Raw genomic sequence first — 17795 nt, 5'->3', positions numbered from 1 at the left:
GACGAGCGCCGCCGCCGCGGCGACCGCCACCGCGGACCGGACCGGCACCGCGCCCGCGACCGCGGCGCCCAGCCCCTCCGGCCGGGCCGCCGGAACGCCCTCGCGGGAGGCGAGCGTCAGCGCCGTCCGGGCGGCCACGGCGGCCACGGCCACCGCGACGGCCCCGCGCACGGGGCCGTCCGCGTACAGCTCCGCGACGGCCGCGACCTGCGCGAGGAGGACCAGCAGGAGGGCGACCACCCCGAACGGGCCGATGTCGGAGCGCTTCATCACGGCCAGCGCGCCCTCGGCGGGCCTCCCGCTGCCCAGCCCGTCGGCGACGTCCGCCAGCCCGTCCAGGTGCAGCCCCCGGGTCAGCACGGCGGGCACCGCCACGGCGGCGACCGCCGCCGACAGCGGGGAGAGGCCGAGGAGCAGGGCGACCGCGCCGGCCGCCGCCGCGCACAGCCCGACCACCAGCCCGGCCAGCGGCGCGCACTCCATGCCGCGCCGGGCGGCGGCCCGGTCCCAGCGGGTGCACGGGACCGGCAGCACGGTGAGCGTGCCGAGGGCGAAGCGCACGCCGTCGGGCACCGTGGCGGGCGGCGGGGGAGCGGGCGGGTCCTGGGACGGCCGGGGTGTGGTGTCCATGTCCGCCGCAGGCTACCCGGCGGACGCGGCGTCCTCCCGGCCGCCCGGTTCCGCCGCGGTCTCCTCCCGCCCCTCCCGGTCCTCCCGGCCGTCCGGCTCGGGCCGCACCGGCAGCTCCGCCGCCAGGGACGCCGCGGCCCGGACCAGGGGGAGGGCCAGCAGGGCGCCGGTGCCCTCGCCGGCGGTGACGCCGTGGTCCAGCAGCGGATCGAGCGCCATCCGGTCCAGCGCCTTGGCCTGCGCGGGCTCGCCGCTGGCCTGCCCGGCCAGCCACCAGTCCGGCGCCCGGAACGCCACGCGCTGCGCGACCAGCGCGCACGCGGCGGAGACCACACCGTCGAGGATCACCGGGGTGCGGCGCACGGCCGACTGGAGCAGGAAGCCGGTGATCGCGGTCAGGTCCGCCCCGGCCACGGCCCCCAGCAGCCTCAGCTGGTCGCCCAGCACGGGCCGGGCGCGCCGCAGCCCGTCGCGGATCGCCGCGCACTTGCGCATCCAGGCGAGGTCGTCGATGCGGCCCCCGCCGCGGCCGGTGACCACCGAGGCGTCGGTGCCGCACAGCGCGGCGACCAGCACCCCGGCCGCGGTGGTGCCGCCGACGGAGATGTCGCCCAGGACGACCAGGTCGGTGCCGGCGTCGGCCTCCTCGTCGGCGACCGCCATCCCCGCCCGGAAGGCGCGCTCGGCCTCCTCGGGGGTGAGGCTGTCCTCGACGTCGAGCCGGCCGCTGGAACGCCGCACCCGGTGGCGGGTCACCTCCCCGGGCAGGTCGCCCGGATCGCAGTCCAGCGACATGTCGACGATTCGCAGGGGCACCCCGAACCGGCGCGCCAGCACCGCCACCGGGCTCGTCCCCTCCAGCGCGGCCCGCACCAGGGTGTGCGCGCTCCCCGCCGGCCGGGCGGAGACGCCCAGGCGGGCCACCCCGTGGTCCCCGGCGAACAGCACGGCCTTCGGCCGCGAGACGGGCTCGACGGGGACGCGGGCCTGCGCCGCGGCCAGCCACTCGCCCAGCTCGTCCAGCCGTCCCAGCGCCCCGGCCGGCAGTCCGGTCCGGGCACGCCGGTCCTCGGCGTCCCGGCGGACACCGCTGTCGGGGCGTTCGATGAGGTCCCCGAAGTCGTCGAGATTCAGGCTGCCGTCGCTCATGGAGCCCGACACTACCGCCCCCTCCCCGGCCCCCGGCCGGGGCTCAGCCGCGCAGGGACAGGGCCGTGCCCGCCGTGACCAGCAGGACGTGTTCGCACTCCGCCGCCACCGCCGCGTTCAGACGCCCCAGCTCGTCGCGGAACCGGCGGCCGGAGGCGGTGGCGGGCACGACGCCCGAACCGACCTCGTTGCTCACCGCGACCACCGTGCGGGTGGTGGAACGGAAGGCCGCCACCAGGGCGTCGACGCGCTCGGCGAGGGCGCGCCGGGCCTCGCCGGACCGCCAGCGGCCGTCGTCCCAGGCGCCGGCGGCGTCCATCGCGTCGGTCAGCCACAGCGACAGGCAGTCGATCAGCAGCGGCGGTGCGTCGGACTCGGCGAGCAGCGGGACCAGATCGCAGGTCTCGGCGGTGCGCCAGGTGGCCGGGCGGCGCACCCGGTGGGCCGCGACCCGGGCCGCCCACTCCGCGTCGCCCTCCCGCGTGCCGCCCGTCGCGACGTACAGCACCCCGGGGAAGGCCGCCAGCCGCCGCTCGGCCTCGGCGGACTTGCCGGAGCGGGCGCCGCCCAGGACCAGCGTGCGCCGCGGCAGGTCGGGGACCGCCCGGAAGTCGCCGACCGACAGCGTGGTGCCGTCCGGCACCGCGCGGGCGCCCGCCGCGGCCAGCCGGCGGTGCAGCTCCGGGCCGGGCGGCGCGCCGTGGTCGATGTGGACGGCCAGCACGTCCGTGGTCGGGCCGACGGCCCCGGCCGCCCGCAGCCGGGCGAGGGCGTCGGGACGGCCCAGGACGTCCAGGAGCACCAGCGCGTACGGCGCGGGCGGCGTCGCCGTCTGCCGGTCCGGCCCGGTGCCGCGGCCCGCCTCCGCGGGCAGGCCCGCCGGGCCCGCACCCGGCGGCAGGTACAGCAGGCGCCCGCCGTCCGGGCCGCAGACCTCGTAGCCGGTGCCCGGGGAGTCCAGCGCCACCGCGCGCACCCGGTGGCCGCCCAGCAGCGCCAGCTCCCGGCCGTCGGGCACCCGGGCCGGGGCGGGCAGCCCGGCCGGGATCTCCAGGGCGGGGCCGTCGTGCGGGTGCGACAGCAGCACCTGCCGCACGCCGTGCAGGCTCCGGCCCGCCCGGGCGGCGGCCAGGGCGGGCCCGGGGGTCAGGTCCAGCAGCAGGACGCCGTCCACGAGCAGGGCGGTCGCCGCCCGCGCCTCCGTGCCGACGGCGGTGGCGCAGGCCGCGCAGGGGCAGCCGGGCCGGGGGAGACCGGCGGGCGCGCCGGTACCGAGCAGAGTGAGTTCCACGGCACGATCGTCTCGTGCCCGGCCTGCCGCCGCGCGAGCGGCACTACTTCGCGCCCGGCGGGGGATCATGAGGCAGACGGAAGCAGTCAGGACGACGGGACAACCCGGACCGGGGAGGCGCACATGGCGTGGACGTGGCGATTCGAGAAGGCCGACGGAACGGAGACCGAACCGGCCGTCCGGCCGGAGGAGTTCTCCACGCAGGGCGACGCGGAGAGCTGGCTCGGCGAGACGTGGCGGGAACTGCTGGAAGGGGGCGTGGAGCAGGTGCGGCTGTTCGACGACGGCACCGAGATCTACGGCCCCATGAGCCTGAGCGCGGCCGAGGAGGGCTGACCGCCCCTTCCGTGTCCCGGGCCGCCGCGGCCCGGGACACGGAAGGGCAACGGGCGCGGAACGGGCCGGCTCAGCGCTCGCCCAGGGTGACGGTCACCGTCCGCTCCCGGCCGCCGCGCCGGTGGACGACCTCCACCTCGTCGCCCGGCTCGTGGGAGGCCAGCGCCTCCGCCAGCGCGGCCGTGTCCGGGGTCTCGACCCCGCCGACCTCGGTGACGACGTCGCCCGGCCGGAGCCCGGCGTCGTCCGCCGCGCCGCCGCCCTCCACCTCGACGAGGGCGACGCCGGCGGGCCGGTAGTCGTCGCCCAGCACGGTGCGCACCGTCGCCTCGATCGCCGCCTCGTCGGAGTCGACGACCTCACCGTGCTCGATCATCTGGTCCGCGAGGTGGCGGACGGTGTCGGAGGGGATGGCGAAGCCCAGGCCCGGCGCGGTGCCCCCGTCCCCGCCCGGGGAGCGGGCGGCCAGGGTGGGGACGCCGACGACCCGGCCGGAGAGGTCCACCAGGGCGCCCCCGCTGTTCCCGGGGTTGATCGGGGCCGAGGTCTGGATCAGGTCGCCGATGGCGGCCTCGGCGGTGCCCTCGCTGATCGCGCGGCCGGTGGCCGAGACGATCCCCTCGGTGACGCTGGAGGACAGCCCCAGCGGGTTGCCCATGGCCAGCACGATCTGGCCGACGTCCACCTCGCCGGATCCGGCGAAGGACGCCGGGCGCAGGTTGTCGGGCGGGTCGGTGAGCCTCACGACCGCCAGGTCCTCGTCCGGGTAGCTGGCGACCAGCTCGGCGGCCTGGTCCTGCCGGCCGGTGGCGAGGGTGACCCGGAACCGCTCGGCGTCGCCCACCACATGGGCGTTGGTGACGATGTGGCCCCGGTCGTCGTAGACCACGCCCGAGCCCAGGCCCTCCTCGGTGGTGATCTGGACGACGGACGGCAGGACCTGGTCCACCACCTTCCGGTACGTCTCCTCCAGTTCCCCGGCGCCCCCGGGGACGGGCACGGAGGCGCTGGGGGACGGCGAGGCGCCGCCGTCCCGGGGCGGGTCCGATCCGGTGCACCCGGCGAACAGCACGGCCGCCGCGCACAGGGCGGCGGCTCCCGCGCGGTGTCCGCCGCGCGTGGGGAAACGGGTCATGGCAGCGGGTCCCCTTCGCTGGTCCTCCCCGGCCTCGCCCGGCTCCGCGGGCCCCTCCGGGGGTGACGCGTGCCCGGTGGGGCGTCACGCCTTCGGGGCGTCCGCGTTCCCCGCCGGAGCGGCCAGAAACTGCGTCGCCGCCAACTCGCCGTACAGCGGGTCGCCCGCCACCAGCTCCTCGTGGGTGCCCACCGCCCGCACCCGGCCCGCCTCCATCACCACGATCCGGTCCGCGAGCGTCACCGTGGACAGCCGGTGGGCGACGACCAGCACCGTCGTCGTCCGCGCCGCCTCCGCCACCGTGTCGCGCAGCGCCAGCTCGTTGACCGCGTCGAGCTGCGAGGTCGCCTCGTCCAGCAGCAGCAGACGGGGGCGGCGCAGCAGCGCGCGCGCTATCGCCACCCGCTGCCGCTCCCCGCCGGACAGCTTGCTCCCCCGGTGCCCGACGACCGTCTCCAACCCGTCCGGCAGCCGCTCCACCAGCGCGGTCAGCCGGGTGCGCGCCAGCACCTCGCGCACCTCCTCCTCGGAGGCGTCCGGGGCGGCGAACAGCAGGTTCTCCCGGAGCGTCCCGGCCAGCACGGGCGCGTCCTGCTCCACGTAGCCGATCGCGGCGCGCAGCTCGTGCAGCGGCCAGTCGCGCACGTCGCGCCCGTCGACCAGCACCCGGCCGCCGCTCACCTCGTAGAACCGCTCCAGCAGCGAGAACACCGTGGACTTGCCCGCCCCCGAGGGGCCGACGAACGCGGTCATCCCGCCGCCCGGCACGGAGAAGGACACCCCGTGGTGGACGTACGGCAGCTCCGGCCGGTAGCGGAAGACGACGCGGTCGAAGACGACCGGGGCGGGCGGCCCCTGGGGCCGGGCCCGGCCGTCGTGCCGGGGCTCGGCCTCCAGCCGCTCGGCCTCGGTGATGCGGGCGACGGCCGCCGCCCCCACCTGGTACTGCGTGGCCGCGTCGACCAGCCGGGAGACCGGGTCGATCAGGTAGAACAGCAGCAGCAGGAACGCGACCAGCGTCGAGACCGACACGGCGCCCGAGGCCACCCGCGCCCCGCCGACGCCCAGCACCGCCAGGAACGACACCTGGACGGCCAGACCGGTCGACGACGCGGCCACCGCGTGCCATCCGGCGGCCCGCACCCCGTGCCGCCACGCCGCCCGCGCGGCCTCCTCCACGGCGCGCGTCTCGCGGACCTCCGCGCCGGACGCCTTGACCGTGCGGAACGCGCCGAAGACGCGCTCCAGCACCGAGGAGATCTCGCCCACCGCCTCCTGCGCCCGCCTCGACGCCTCCGAGATCCGCGGCATCACCAGCACCAGCGATCCGCCGATCAGCACGATCACCCCGAGGGTGACGCCCAGCAGCACCGGGTCCAGCCGGGCCATCAGAACGATCGTCGCCACCAGCGTGAGGGAGCCGGTGGCGGCCGAGACCAGGGAGGTGGTGGCGACCTGCCGCAGCAGCGTGGTGTCCGAGGTGACCCGCGACATCAGGTCGCCGGACTGGACGCGCTCCACCTCCGGTATCCGCAGCCGCAGCAGCCGGGCCACGAGCTGTCTGCGCGCGGCCAGCACCACGGACTCGGCGGTGCGGTTGAGGACGTACGCGCCGGCCGCGTCGATCGCCGTGCCCAGGACCACCAGCGCCGTGAGGACCAGCAGCACGGAGGTGATCGTCTCCCCGCCGCCCAGCCGCTCCACCAGCTCCTTGGCCGCCAGCGGCTGCGCGAGCCCGGTGACGGCGCCGATCAGCGTCAGCAGGGCGCCGAGCGCGATCGGCGCCCGGTGCGGGCGTATGCGGGTGTACAGCACGCGCCAGGTCTCCCGGGCGGGGAGCCGGTCGGCGGCGGACGCGGGGGCGGCGGGGGCGGTGGCGGACACGGGGACCTTCCTGCGCTCGGGGCCTGCTTCGCCGCGGTCCGTCCCACCGCGGCCTGTCGGCACGGCCCGGTCGCGCTCCGGTCGCATTCCGGTCGGTGGCTGTCCGGGCCGTCACGGAGGAGGACGCCGGAACACCCCCGGGCACCTGAGCGCCCCGGCCCCCGGGGGCCCGGTGCGGTCAGTCGCGCACGGCGCACAGGTGGAGCGCGTCCGCCACGGCGCGGTAGGGGTCGGTGCGCCCGGCCCGCTCCTCGGCGGCCAGCAGCCGCTCGCCCTCCTCGCCGTCGGGCAGGGCGGTGTCGCCGCCGGTGAAGACCTGCACCCCGTACCACCGGTGCAGCGGCGTGCTCATCCCGGTCAGGGCGGCGGTGAGGGCGTCCAGGCGCAGGGCGCGCTCGTCGGGGTCGGCCGGGTCGGAGAGGGCGAGCCCGGCCAGGGCGCCCTCCCAGTCGCCGGCCAGCCCCGGCCGCATGGCCCGTGCCCCGGTGTTGGGCACGAGCAGCGACAGCAGCCCGCCGGAGGCCAGTACGCGGCCCAGCCCGGCCAGCAGCGGGCCCGGTTCGTCACCGGGGACCAGCGCTCCGTGGCAGAGCACCACGTCGAAGGAGCCGGGCAGGAAGTGGGCGCCGGTGCTGCGGCTGTCGCCGGAGACGACGTGCGTCCGCTCCCGTATGCCCTCGGGCTCGTCCGCCAGGACCCGGCCGACCGCGGCGGCCAGGGCGGGGTCGGACTCCAGACCGGTGACCTCGTGCCCGGCCCGGGCCAGCCGCAGCGCCTGGTACCCGTCGCGCAGGGCCACGTCCAGGACCTTCAGACGCCGGCCCACGGGGAAGCGGGCCGTGATCTGCTCCTCCAGCTGCCGGGCCACCAGGGCCTGTCGTATGGGGTTGTCCATCGGTGCTTCGTCGTCCGTCGGTGGTCCTCGGGAGCCTCGCGTCCCTCAGCGCCGGGGGGCCTCGCCCCGGGCGACCTGCGGCTTGGGCAGCCGCATGCGGCGCATCTGGAGGGTGCGCATCAGGGCGTACGCCACGGCGCCGCGCCGGTTCTCGTCGGGGAAGCGCTCGCGCAGGGCCTTCTTCAGCCGGAAGCCGGTGAGGAACGAGTCGACGACGATCATCACGATGACGCCCAGCCACAGGAGCAGGGAAGCGTTCTTGACCTGCATCGACGGCACCATGCTCATGATCAGGATGATCACGGCGAGGGGCAGGAAGAACTCCGCCACGTGCCACTTGGCGTCCACGAAGTCGCGCGCGTAGCGCCGCACCGGGCCCCGGTCGCGGAGCGGGAGGTAGCGCTCGTCGCCGCCGGCCAGGGCCTCGCGCTGCCGGGCCAGCTCGGCGCGGCGGGCCTCACGGGCGCGCCTGGCCGCCTCCTTGCGGTCGGCCGGGGGCTTGGCCGTGGCGCGGCGGAGCGCCTCGGCCTCGCTGCGCTTGGGGGTCGGGCGGCCCTTGGGGGCCTGCGGGTCACGGCGCTGCTTGGTCAGCTCCGCGGTCTCCTGGGAGGCCGCGGTCTGCTCATCACGAGAACGGCTTCGGAACACACAGCCAAGAGTACGGGGCGCCAGGTGTGGACCCCACCCCCGCGGGGAACGATCCGGCAACGGCGGTTTGCGGGCTCCCTACTTCCTGGGCGGGAGACGGCCGCGGGCCGATCGTCCTGGAGGAGGAGCGCATCGGGGTCCGGACAGTGCGGTAATGGAAGCAGGGCCCGTAGGGTGGGACCTGATCGATGTGCCAGGCTCAGTCCGTCACGAAGGGGGCGCGCGAGGCCCATGAGCGGTGTCATGAAGCGTATGGGGATGATCTTCCGCGCGAAGGCCAACAAGGCCCTGGACCGGGCCGAGGACCCGCGCGAGACACTGGACTACTCCTACCAGAAGCAGCTCGAACTGCTGCAGAAGGTGCGGCGCGGGGTCGCCGACGTGGCGACGTCCCGCAAGCGGCTGGAACTCCAGCTCAACCAGCTCCAGTCGCAGTCCGCCAAGCTGGAGGACCAGGGCCGCAAGGCGCTCGCGCTCGGCCGCGAGGACCTGGCGCGCGAGGCGCTGACCCGCCGGGCCGCCCTCCAGCAGCAGGTGACGGATCTGGAGCAGCAGCACCGGACCCTCCAGGGCGAGGAGGAGAAGCTCACCCTCGCGGCCCAGCGCCTCCAGGCGAAGGTGGACGCCTTCCGCACCAAGAAGGAGACCATCAAGGCCACCTACACCGCCGCCCAGGCCCAGACCCGCATCGGCGAGGCGTTCTCCGGCATCTCCGAGGAGATGGGCGACGTCGGCCTGGCGATCCAGCGGGCCGAGGACAGGACCGCGCAGCTCCAGGCCCGTGCCGGGGCGATCGACGAGCTGCTCGCCTCCGGCGCGCTCGACGACCCCAGCGGCCTGGCCAAGGACGACATCGCGGCCGAGCTGGACAGGATCTCCGGCGGCTCGGACGTCGAGCTGGAGCTCCAGCGGATGAAGGCGGAGCTGGCGGGCGGCACGAGCGAGGGCCGGCAGGCCATCGAGGGCGGCCAGGGCCAGGCGCAGCAGCCCCAGGCGCAGCAGCAGCCCCAGCAGGAGACTCCCCGGTTCGACAAGCAGTAGGTCCCGGCCGGCGGCGGGTGCTCCGGGAGTGCGGCGGCGCACCCGCCGCGGGAAGCTGGGAGAGGGGCACCGCGCCCCGGCCCGCCGGGCCTTCGGAAGGAGGAGCGCCGTGATCGTGCGGATCATGGGGGAGGGGCAGGTCAGGCTGGACGACAGCCACCTGTCCGGCCTGAACACGCTGGACGACGAGCTGCTCGAGGAGATGGAGAACGGCGACGAGGCCGGTTTCCGCCGGACGCTGGCGGCCCTGCTGGACGCCGTGCGGTCCCTGGGCACGCCCCTGCCGGACGACTCCCTGGAGCCCTCGGACCTGATCCTCCCGGCGCCCGAGGCCACCCTGGACGAGGTGCGCGCCATGCTCGGCGAGGACGGGCTGTTCCCCGCCGACATCCCCGCCGGCCCCCGCTGACCCCGGCGTCCGCCGGCCCTGAACCCCGCGCGTCCCCGGCACGCCCTCACGGGAGGGTCTCGGAGGGGATGTACGGCGACGGCGGGCGCATGCCGCGCAGCCCCAGCCAGCCCGCCGGGGCGAGTTCCAGCCCGGCGGCCAGCCCGACGTCCACGGCCCACTGCTGACCGGCGGTCAGCCCGCCGACGAGCACGGGCCGTCCCTCGCCGACGGCGCCCAGGGCGGCCGTGAGCAGCCGGGTGGCCAGTCGCCGGGTGGTGGCGGCCAGCGTCTCCACCCGGCCCTCGCGCACGTAGCAGTAGCCGCTGCCGGTGAAGTCGTCGGTCACCAGCAGCCGGCAGTGGCGCAGCAGTTCCTCGTGGTCGGGGCCGTGGGCGCCGCCGCGCAGCCGCCGGTCCACCGAGTCCATCAGGTCCCGGTCGCCCCGGCCGCCCTCGGCCACCGCGCCGTCGGGGGCGGGGAGGCGGGCCAGGGAGACCGTTCCGGACAGCCGCACGGTCGGGTGGAGTTCGAAGCCCGCCCGCCGCTGGACGCGGGCGGCCGCCGGGTGGCACGAGCCGCCGGCGATGCCGCGCAGGCAGCCCCGGCCGTACGCGGCGGCCCGCCGCAGCAGCTCCGTGCCCACCCCGCGGCCCCGCGCCCCGGGCAGGACGGCCAGCAGGGACAGGCTCCAGGTGCCCTCCCGCCGGGAGGACAGCACGACCCCGACCGGACGGCCCGCGGCGTCCTCGGCCAGCCGGCAGCCGTCCGGGTCGGTGCGGGCCAGGTGGCGGGCGTGGTGGAGGCGCGGCCCGGCCGGGACGGGGAGCGGGGCGCCCGGGTCCGGCGGGGGTCCGGGGAAGCGGACGCCTCCGCCGCCCGGCACGGGGTGCGGGGCGGCGAAGGCGGCGTCCGCGACGAAGCGCACGGCCTCGGCGTCCTCGTCACTGTCGCGTACCGGGCGCAGCAGCATGACGGCCATCCTGGCCGACGCGGCCGCGCCCGGTCACGCGGTCGCGGGACCGCGCGGGATCACGGCAGGGCGAGCATCCGCTCCAGGGCCAGCTTGGCGAACTTCTCGGTCTCCGGGTCGACCTGGATGCGGTTGACGACCTTGCCGTCCACCAGGGACTCCAGGGCCCAGACCAGGTGGGGCAGGTCGATCCGGTTCATGGTCGAGCAGAAGCAGACCGTCCGGTCGAGGAAGACGACCTCCTTGCCCTCGGGGGCGAAACGGTTCGCCAGGCGGCGCACCAGGTTCAGCTCGGTGCCGACCGCCCACTTCGAACCGGCCGGGGCGGCCTCCAGGGTCTTGATGATGTACTCGGTGGAGCCCACGTGGTCGGCGGCGGCGACGACCTCGTGGCGGCACTCGGGGTGCACCAGCACGTTGATGCCGGGGACGCGCTCGCGCACGTCGTTCACCGAGTCCAGGGTGAAGCGGCCGTGCACCGAGCAGTGGCCGCGCCACAGGATCATCTTCGCGGCCCGCAGCTCCTCGGCGGTCAGTCCGCCGCCCGGCTTGTGCGGGTTGTAGACGACGCAGTCCTCCAGGGACATCCCCATGTCCCGCACGGCGGTGTTCCGCCCCAGGTGCTGGTCGGGCAGGAACAGCACCTTCTCCCCCTGGGAGAAGGCCCAGTCCAGGGCCCGCCTGGCGTTGGAGGACGTGCAGATGGTGCCGCCGTGCCGCCCGGTGAAGGCCTTGATGTCGGCCGAGGAGTTCATGTACGAGACCGGGACGGTGACGTCGGCGACGCCCGCCTCGGCGAGCACGTCCCAGCACTCGGCGACCTGCTCGGCGGTGGCCATGTCGGCCATCGAGCAGCCGGCGGCCAGGTCGGGCAGGACGACCTGCTGCCGGTCGTTGGTGAGGATGTCGGCGGACTCGGCCATGAAGTGCACGCCGCAGAAGACGATGTACTCCGCCTCCGGGCGGGCCGCGGCGTCCCGCGCCAGCTTGAAGGAGTCGCCGGTGACGTCCGCGAACTGGATGACCTCGTCGCGCTGGTAGTGGTGGCCGAGGACGAAGACGCGCTCCCCGAGCTTCTCCTTCGCCGCGCGGGCGCGCTCGACCAGGTCCGGGTCCGACGGAGCGGGCAGGTCGCCGGGGCACTCCACCCCGCGCTCGCTCCTGGGGTCGGCCTCGCGGCCGAGGAGGAGCAGGGCGAGCGGCGTCGGCTGGACGTCGTCCGGGTGCAGGGTGGAAGAGGGCTGGGCGGTGTTCACGGCACGCACCCTTTCGTCGGATTCAGCGGGCCTTTTCGTCGGATTGACGTTATCTATCATAACCGCTTCACGTCACCTTGACGATGCCCATCGCGTCAATGTGACGCATCCCCGTCCGCACGCCGCGGAGTGACCTCCGGGGGCGGGGTGTGCGAGCATGAAATCCGCAAGAACGTGCCCGGCCTGGAATGAAACCGGGAGGCCGCTTGTTTGTCAGGCGGCAGAGCAGTCCGTACAACCCGGGAGAGAAGCAGATGTCCGTATCGGACCAGACCGCCGCGACGACCGACGGAATCATCCTGTCCGAAGCTGCCGCGGCGAAGGTCAAGAGCCTGCTCGAACAGGAAGGCCGCGACGACCTGGCCCTGCGCGTCGCCGTCCAGCCCGGCGGCTGCTCCGGCCTGCGTTACCAGCTCTTCTTCGACGAGCGGTCGCTCGACGGCGACATCGTCAAGGAGTTCGACGGTGTCAGGGTCGTCACCGACCGGATGAGTGCCCCGTACCTCAACGGCGCCTCCATCGACTTCGTCGACACCATCGAGAAGCAGGGCTTCACCATCGACAACCCCAACGCCACGGGCTCCTGCGCCTGCGGCGACTCCTTCAGCTGAGCCGCCCCGCCGCCGGGCGCGGCGAGGAGGCTCTCCGGTGACGGAGATGCGGAGGGCGGTGGTACCCGGTACCGGGTACCACCGCCCTCCGGCGCGTCCGCGCCGCCTCCGCCCGGACCGTTACCGCCGCTCCTCCGCGGGGTCGCCCTCCGGCAGCGGCTCGCCCTCCTCGTCGAGGACCTTCCGGTCGCCGACCGGCTTCTCCAGCGCGACCTCCGCCGTCATCGCCTTGGCGACGGCGACGCAGGCCCTGCCCGGGTTCCTCTCCTTCTCCGAGATCCGGATCGTCACCGTCTCCCCGGTCTCCTCGGCGGACGCGGTGTAGTCGCTGCACACGCCGCCCCAGAAGTGGACGGTGAGCGTGCGGTCCCCGGGCCCGTACTCGTCGACGCGGGTCGCGGTCCGCGCCGGCTCCTCCGGCCCCGCGCCCGGGCCGGCCGGCGCCGACTCCGCGCCGTCCCCGCCGGACGGCGCCAGGTACTCCGGCTCCACCGCCGGGTGGGCCACGGTGTACGGCTCCCCGCCCGGCGCCGCAACCTCGAACAGCCAGGACGGCACCAGCAGTTCACGCCCCTCGGACGGGTACGCCGAGAGTCCGAACGAGGCGTCCGTCACCTCCACGGTCTCCCGCTTCCCCGACGGTCCGCAGGGCCCGGCGCCCCCGGCCCCGCCCGGCCCCTCCGGGTCGCCGTCCGCGGGCGGGACGACGTCCGGCCCGCCCGCCCCGGGCTTCCCGGGCCCCGGCTCCACGGCCCCCTTGCCCAGGTCCTTGTCCAGGTCCTTGCCCGGACCCTTGTCCAGGCCCTTGTCCGCGCCTCCGCCGGAGGGATCGGAGCACCGCAGGCCCAGCTCGACCCGGCCGCTGCGCTCGTTGAGCGCCGCGAGGGTGTCCCCGGCGCTCATCACCGGATACTCCGCGCCCCCGCCGGCCTTCGCCGCCCCGGCCAGCAGCCCGCTGCCGCTCGCGAGCGCCCCCCGGCCGCCGACCCCGATCTCCGTCGCCCGGCCGTCCACGGGCAGCCCGTCCTGCCGCGGCTCGACCCGGACGATCCGCAGCCCGCCCCGCGTCCGCCCGGCGTCCACCTCGGCGTCCTCCAGCCCGAGCGCCTCGACGACGGGCGCGGCCGCCTCCTTCGCCTCCTTCTCGGAGACGTCCCCGGCCTTCAGCGGAACCGTCCCGGTGAACGACCACGCGCCCGTGGTGCCGTCCACGGTGAGCGACCGGCCCTCGCCGCCGGCCGTCCAGACGCCGTCCCTCTCGCGGACGTCGCCGGGCACCTCCAGCGCCTCCGCCAGCCGGGCGACCTCCTTCCGGTCGACGTCGACGACGATCCGGTAGGCCGGCGCCCTCTCCGGTCCCTTCGGCAGCGGCCGCGCCGCCTTGTACAAGGGGCCCCCGCCGGGCGCGGGCTCACCGGGGGCGACCCCGCGCCCGGCCGGCGGCTGCCCGCCGTAGCCGTCCAGGACCAGCGGGGACGGCCTGCCGTCCGCGCCGTCCCGGGCCGCCTCCGCCGGCCCGCCGCCGGAGGCGGTGGAGGCCCAGTACGCGCCGCCGCCTCCGGCCAGCAGGACGGCGAGGGCCACCGAGACGGTCGTCATCCCGCGTCGCCGCGGTCGGGTGGTCTCCGGGGTGTGATCGGCGCTCACCGCATCGCTCCTTCGTCCGTGCACCTGGTGCCCGAGTACTCGCTGTTCCCTGCCTGCGCGGGCACGCCTTCCCGCGCCCGCCCTCCGCCGCGCGCCCCGCGCCGGGGAGGACGCCGATGGGACGGGGCCGGGGCGCGAACGGTTCCCTCCGGCCTCCCGGTCCACCCGCCCCGCGGCGGACGGGCGGACCGAGGAAGTAGCGTTGTGCTGTTTGCCGTCCGACCTCTCCCAGGAGCAGTCCCCGTGCGTATCGCTGTCACCGGCTCCATCGCCACCGACCATCTGATGACCTTCCCCGGCCGCTTCGCCGACCAGCTCGTCGGCGACCAGCTCCACACGGTCTCCCTGTCGTTCCTGGTCGACACCCTCAACGTCCGGCGGGGCGGGGTCGCCGCGAACATCTGCTTCGGCATGGGCCAGCTCGGGGTGCGCCCGGTCCTCGTCGGCGCGGCGGGCGCCGACTTCGAGGAGTACCGCGCCTGGCTGGAGCGGCACGGGGTGGACACCGACTCGGTGCGCATCTCCGAGGTCCTGCACACCGCGCGCTTCGTGTGCACCACCGACGCCGACCACAACCAGATCGGCTCCTTCTACACCGGCGCGATGAGCGAGGCCCGGCTGATCGAGCTGAAGGCCGTCGCCGACCGGGTCGGCGGACTGGACCTGGTGCACATCGGCGCCGACGACCCCGAGGCGATGATGCGCCACACCGAGGAGTGCCGCGCCCGCTCCGTCCCCTTCGCCGCCGACTACTCCCAGCAGCTCGCCCGGATGGACGGCGAGGAGATCCGCAACCTCACCGAGGGCGCCGCCTACCTGTTCACCAACGAGTACGAGGCGGCCCTCGTCGAGAGCAAGACCGGCTGGAGCGCCGAGGAGGTCCTCCGGCGCGTCGGCACCCGCGTCACCACGCTGGGCTCGAAGGGCGTGCGCATCGAGCGGGAGGGCGAGGAGCCGGTCACCGTCCCCTGCCCCCGGGAGGAGGCCAAGGTCGACCCGACGGGCGTCGGCGACGCCTTCCGCGCCGGCTTCCTGTCGGGCCTGGCCTGGGAGCTGGGGCTGGAGCGGGCGGCCCAGCTCGGCTGCATGCTCGCCACCCTGGTGATCGAGACGCTGGGCACCCAGGAGTACGAGCTGCGGCGGAGCCACTTCCTGGAGCGCTTCACCAAGGCGTACGGCCACGACGCGGCGGCCGAGGTCCGGGCCTGCCTGTCCTGACGCCCGCCCCCGGGGGCGGCGGGGACGCGCGCAGGAGGGCGCCCGGGCCCCGGAGGCGGCGCGGCGGTGCGCGAGGAGGCGTCAGACGCGGCGGCGCACGCGGTACGTGTGGCCGTCCGCGCCCAGGTACTCGTGGCCGCGCATCTCGCACCAGGCCGGGACGTCCAGCCGGGCCGCCTCGTCGTCGGCGAGCAGCACGACCGTGCCCCCCACCGGGACCTCGCCGATGACCTTCGCCAGCTCGATCACCGGGACCGGGCACCGCTTGCCCCGGGAGTCGACGGTCAGCGGAGGGGCCCCGGCGTCCCCCCGCCCCCCGGGCGCGGGCCCGGACTCCGGCGCGGACCCGGCCCGCGCCGCGGCCCCGGACTCCGCCGCGGGCACGTCGAGGTGGGCGCGCACCTGCCGCACCGCCTCGGGCAGCGCCTCCAGGAAGGCGTCCACGTCCTCCCGCGCCGTGCCCGGCGGCAGGGAGACGCGGACGTTGCCCTCCGAGAGCACCCCCATCGCGCGCAGGACGTGGCTGGGCGCCAGCGTGTCGGAGGTGCACGACGAGCCCGAGGAGACGGAGAAGCCCGCCCGGTCCAGGGCGTGGAGCAGGGCCTCGCCGTCGACGTACAGGCAGGAGAAGGTGACCACGTGCGGCAGCCGCCGCACCGGATCGCCCACCACCTCCACGTCCGGGACCAGTTCGGGCACCCGCGCGCGGATGCGGTCCACCAGGGCGCGCAGCCGGGCCGCCTCGGCGGCCGCCCCCTCGCGCACGGCCCGCAGGGAGGCCGCCGCCGCGACGATCGCGGGGAGGTCGGCGAAGCCCGGCGAGCGCCCCGACTCCCGCTCGTCCGCGGGCTGCGGCGGGGAGAACCGCACCCCCTTGCGCACCACCAGCAGCCCGACCCCGCCCGGACCGCCCCACTTGTGCGCGCTGGCCGCCAGCAGCGACCACCGGCCGGGCACCCGCCCCCACGCCAGTGACTGGGCGGCGTCCACCAGCAGCGGCACCCCCGCCTCCGCGCAGAACTCCGCCGCCTCGGCGACCGGCTGCTCGGTGCCCACCTCGTGGTTCGCCGACTGGAGGCAGGCCAGCGCGGTGTCCCCGCGCAGCGCGGCGCCGAAACCGTCCGCGTCCACCCGTCCGGCGCGGTCCACGGGAACCTCTTCCACCACGCCGCCGTTCGCCTCGTGGGCCCGTGCCGCGTGGAGCACGGCGGAGTGCTCCACCGCGGAGACCACCAGGCGCCGGCCGGCCCGCCGCCGTCCGGCGAGCGCGCCCGCGATGCCGGTGTGCAGGGCCCGGGTGCCGGAGGAGGTGAAGGAGAGTTCGTCCGGCCGGCAGCCCACCGCCTCGGCGGCGGCCTCGCGCGCGGCGTCCAGCAGGAGCCGGGCCCGCCGCCCCTCGCGGTGCAGCCGGGCGGGATCGGCCCACCCCTCGTCCAGGGCGGCGAGCAGCGCCTGCCGCGCGACGGGGTGCAGGGGAAGGGAGGAGGCGGCGTCGAAGTAGGGCACACCAGCACGCTAGCGCGCGCCCCCGCGCGGCGCCCCGGGAGGCCGAAGTGGCCGCGGAGCAGACGATTCCACCCCATCGGAGGGCCGCGCGGCGCGTTGGGCACCCTCCCGATGTGGCCCCGGAAGGCGTCGAGTAGGGTTTGGTCCGCATAAACATCCAAACCCTGCCCGCGCCAGGGCCGGCGCCCGACCTCAACGGCCGAGCCCGGGCTGAGCGGGCGAGACTCTCGGGAAGGCGCTACGTGAGTCCCAACGGCTCCGACCGCTCGTCGCGGCGCCCGATGCGGCGGAAGCTGCCGCAGGCGCTGGCTGCGGGCCTGGTCCTGGCGACCGCCACCGGTTGCACATACGAGGACTTCCCTCGACTCGGTATGCCCACCCCGGTCACGGAGGAGGCGCCGCGGATCCTCTCCCTGTGGCAGGGCTCGTGGGCGGCCGCGCTCGCCGTGGGTGTCCTGGTGTGGGGCCTGATCCTGTGGTGCGTCATCGTCTACCGGCGCACCAGGACCAAGGTCGAGGTACCTCCGCAGACCCGGTACAACATGCCCATCGAGGCGCTGTACACGGTGGTCCCGCTCATCATCATCTCGGTGCTCTTCTACTTCACGGCTCGTGACGAGTCGAAGCTCCTGGAGCTCTCGGAGAAGCCCGACCACGTCATCAACGTGGTCGGCTACCAGTGGAGCTGGGGCTTCAACTACCTGGAGGACGTGGACGGCGACCCCTCCACCTCCAACCTGGACGCCAACGAGCTGCAGGGCATCCCCGACAGCATGCTGGAGACCGTCCCCGAGGGCGCCGAGGGCGTCCACGTGGCCGGCACGCCGGGCGACCGGAACCCGCAGAACGGCGACCCGGGCCCGACGCTGTGGCTGCCGAAGGGCGAGAAGGTCCGCTTCATCCTCACCTCCAGGGATGTCATCCACTCCTTCTGGGTGGTTCCGTTCCTGTTCAAGCAGGACGTCATCCCGGGCCACACCAACCAGTTCGAGGTGACCCCCACCAGGGAGGGCACCTTCAAGGGCAAGTGCGCCGAGCTGTGCGGCGTGGACCACGCCCGGATGCTGTTCAACGTCAAGGTCGTCTCCCCGGAGCGCTACCAGCAGCACCTGGAGGAACTGGCGGAGAAGGGCCAGACCGGCTACATCCCGGCGGGCGGAGCCCGCCAAGAACGCGAAGGCCAGTAA

Annotated in this window: 17 protein-coding genes; 6 read left to right on the top strand and 11 right to left on the bottom strand. The window is 75.7% G+C overall.

Going from position 1 to position 17795, the window contains the following annotated elements; genetic code table 11:
• From ABD358_RS23870 to ABD358_RS23860, 3 genes are all read right to left on the bottom strand, one after another.
• The coding region (locus ABD358_RS23870; RefSeq protein ID WP_344633182.1) for an adenosylcobinamide-GDP ribazoletransferase at positions 1 to 630 on the bottom strand (630 nt) is incomplete at its 3' end.
• Positions 631 to 642: 12 nt separating this feature from the next.
• Complete coding sequence (locus ABD358_RS23865; RefSeq protein ID WP_344633181.1) at positions 643 to 1779, bottom strand: nicotinate-nucleotide--dimethylbenzimidazole phosphoribosyltransferase; 1137 nt, start codon at positions 1777 to 1779, stop codon at positions 643 to 645.
• Between the two features lie 43 nt (positions 1780 to 1822).
• Positions 1823 to 3070: a bifunctional adenosylcobinamide kinase/adenosylcobinamide-phosphate guanylyltransferase gene (locus tag ABD358_RS23860; protein ID WP_344633180.1), complete on the bottom strand. Its 1248-nt coding sequence runs from the start codon at positions 3068 to 3070 to the stop codon at positions 1823 to 1825.
• A 123-nt stretch (positions 3071 to 3193) separates the two neighbouring features.
• Between ABD358_RS23860 and ABD358_RS23855 the strand changes: the two genes are divergently transcribed.
• Positions 3194 to 3406 (top strand): hypothetical protein, encoded by a 213-nt coding sequence (locus tag ABD358_RS23855; RefSeq protein WP_344633179.1) that lies wholly within the window; start codon positions 3194 to 3196, stop codon positions 3404 to 3406.
• A gap of 70 nt (positions 3407 to 3476) precedes the next feature.
• Here the strand turns inward: ABD358_RS23855 and ABD358_RS23850 are convergent, their stop codons facing one another.
• The 4 genes from ABD358_RS23850 to ABD358_RS23835 all read right to left on the bottom strand — a co-directional run bounded on the left by ABD358_RS23850 (position 3477) and on the right by ABD358_RS23835 (position 7968).
• Positions 3477 to 4541, bottom strand: a complete 1065-nt coding sequence (locus tag ABD358_RS23850; protein WP_344633178.1) for a S1C family serine protease — start codon at positions 4539 to 4541, stop codon at positions 3477 to 3479.
• Positions 4542 to 4625: 84 nt separating this feature from the next.
• Positions 4626 to 6512 carry an ABC transporter ATP-binding protein gene (locus tag ABD358_RS23845; protein ID WP_425576405.1) on the bottom strand — a complete coding sequence of 629 codons (1887 nt, stop codon included), beginning with the start codon at positions 6510 to 6512 and terminating at the stop codon, positions 4626 to 4628.
• A 91-nt stretch (positions 6513 to 6603) separates the two neighbouring features.
• Positions 6604 to 7320: a class I SAM-dependent methyltransferase gene (locus ABD358_RS23840; protein ID WP_344633176.1), complete on the bottom strand. Its 717-nt coding sequence runs from the start codon at positions 7318 to 7320 to the stop codon at positions 6604 to 6606.
• A 45-nt stretch (positions 7321 to 7365) separates the two neighbouring features.
• Complete coding sequence (locus ABD358_RS23835; protein WP_344633175.1) at positions 7366 to 7968, bottom strand: DUF3043 domain-containing protein; 603 nt, start codon at positions 7966 to 7968, stop codon at positions 7366 to 7368.
• Positions 7969 to 8220: 252 nt separating this feature from the next.
• Here ABD358_RS23835 and ABD358_RS23830 point away from each other — a divergent pair, with 252 nt between their 5' ends.
• Together ABD358_RS23830 and pspAA are read left to right on the top strand one after the other, a co-directional pair.
• Entirely contained in the window at positions 8221 to 9009 is a 789-nt protein-coding gene (locus ABD358_RS23830) for a PspA/IM30 family protein (protein WP_344633187.1), read from the top strand.
• A gap of 109 nt (positions 9010 to 9118) precedes the next feature.
• Positions 9119 to 9418, top strand: coding sequence for a PspA-associated protein PspAA (gene pspAA, locus ABD358_RS23825; RefSeq protein WP_344633174.1), 300 nt, complete (start codon positions 9119 to 9121; stop codon positions 9416 to 9418).
• Positions 9419 to 9464: 46 nt separating this feature from the next.
• Here pspAA and ABD358_RS23820 read toward each other — a convergent pair whose 3' ends face one another.
• Entirely contained in the window at positions 9465 to 10370 is a 906-nt protein-coding gene (locus ABD358_RS23820; protein ID WP_344633173.1) for a GNAT family N-acetyltransferase, read from the bottom strand.
• Positions 10371 to 10429: 59 nt separating this feature from the next.
• Complete coding sequence (gene nadA / locus ABD358_RS23815) at positions 10430 to 11635, bottom strand: quinolinate synthase NadA (RefSeq protein ID WP_425576404.1); 1206 nt, start codon at positions 11633 to 11635, stop codon at positions 10430 to 10432.
• 245 nt (positions 11636 to 11880) lie between these two features.
• Between nadA and erpA the strand changes: the two genes are divergently transcribed.
• The gene (gene erpA / locus ABD358_RS23810) at positions 11881 to 12237 is read left to right on the top strand and encodes an iron-sulfur cluster insertion protein ErpA (protein ID WP_344633171.1); all 357 of its coding nucleotides are present in this window, start codon (positions 11881 to 11883) and stop codon (positions 12235 to 12237) included.
• Positions 12238 to 12357: 120 nt separating this feature from the next.
• On the opposite strand, the gene ABD358_RS23805 is transcribed toward erpA, so the two are convergent.
• Positions 12358 to 13884, bottom strand: a complete 1527-nt coding sequence (locus ABD358_RS23805; protein WP_344633170.1) for a hypothetical protein — start codon at positions 13882 to 13884, stop codon at positions 12358 to 12360.
• 243 nt (positions 13885 to 14127) lie between these two features.
• On the opposite strand from ABD358_RS23805, the gene ABD358_RS23800 reads away from it, so the two are divergent.
• On the top strand, positions 14128 to 15102 hold the full coding sequence (locus ABD358_RS23800) for a carbohydrate kinase family protein (protein ID WP_344633169.1): 975 nt from the start codon (positions 14128 to 14130) through the stop codon (positions 15100 to 15102).
• 81 nt (positions 15103 to 15183) lie between these two features.
• On the opposite strand, the gene ABD358_RS23795 is transcribed toward ABD358_RS23800, so the two are convergent.
• Positions 15184 to 16608: a cysteine desulfurase/sulfurtransferase TusA family protein gene (locus ABD358_RS23795; RefSeq protein WP_344633168.1), complete on the bottom strand. Its 1425-nt coding sequence runs from the start codon at positions 16606 to 16608 to the stop codon at positions 15184 to 15186.
• A gap of 242 nt (positions 16609 to 16850) precedes the next feature.
• Between ABD358_RS23795 and ctaC the strand changes: the two genes are divergently transcribed.
• Positions 16851 to 17795: an aa3-type cytochrome oxidase subunit II gene (ctaC, locus tag ABD358_RS23790; protein ID WP_344633167.1), complete on the top strand. Its 945-nt coding sequence runs from the start codon at positions 16851 to 16853 to the stop codon at positions 17793 to 17795.

It is taken from the genome of Streptomyces glaucosporus, from assembly GCF_039533345.1.
Classification (GTDB): Bacteria; Actinomycetota; Actinomycetes; order Streptomycetales; family Streptomycetaceae; genus Streptomyces; species Streptomyces glaucosporus.
This window is presented reverse-complemented; position numbering and strand designations above follow the sequence as displayed.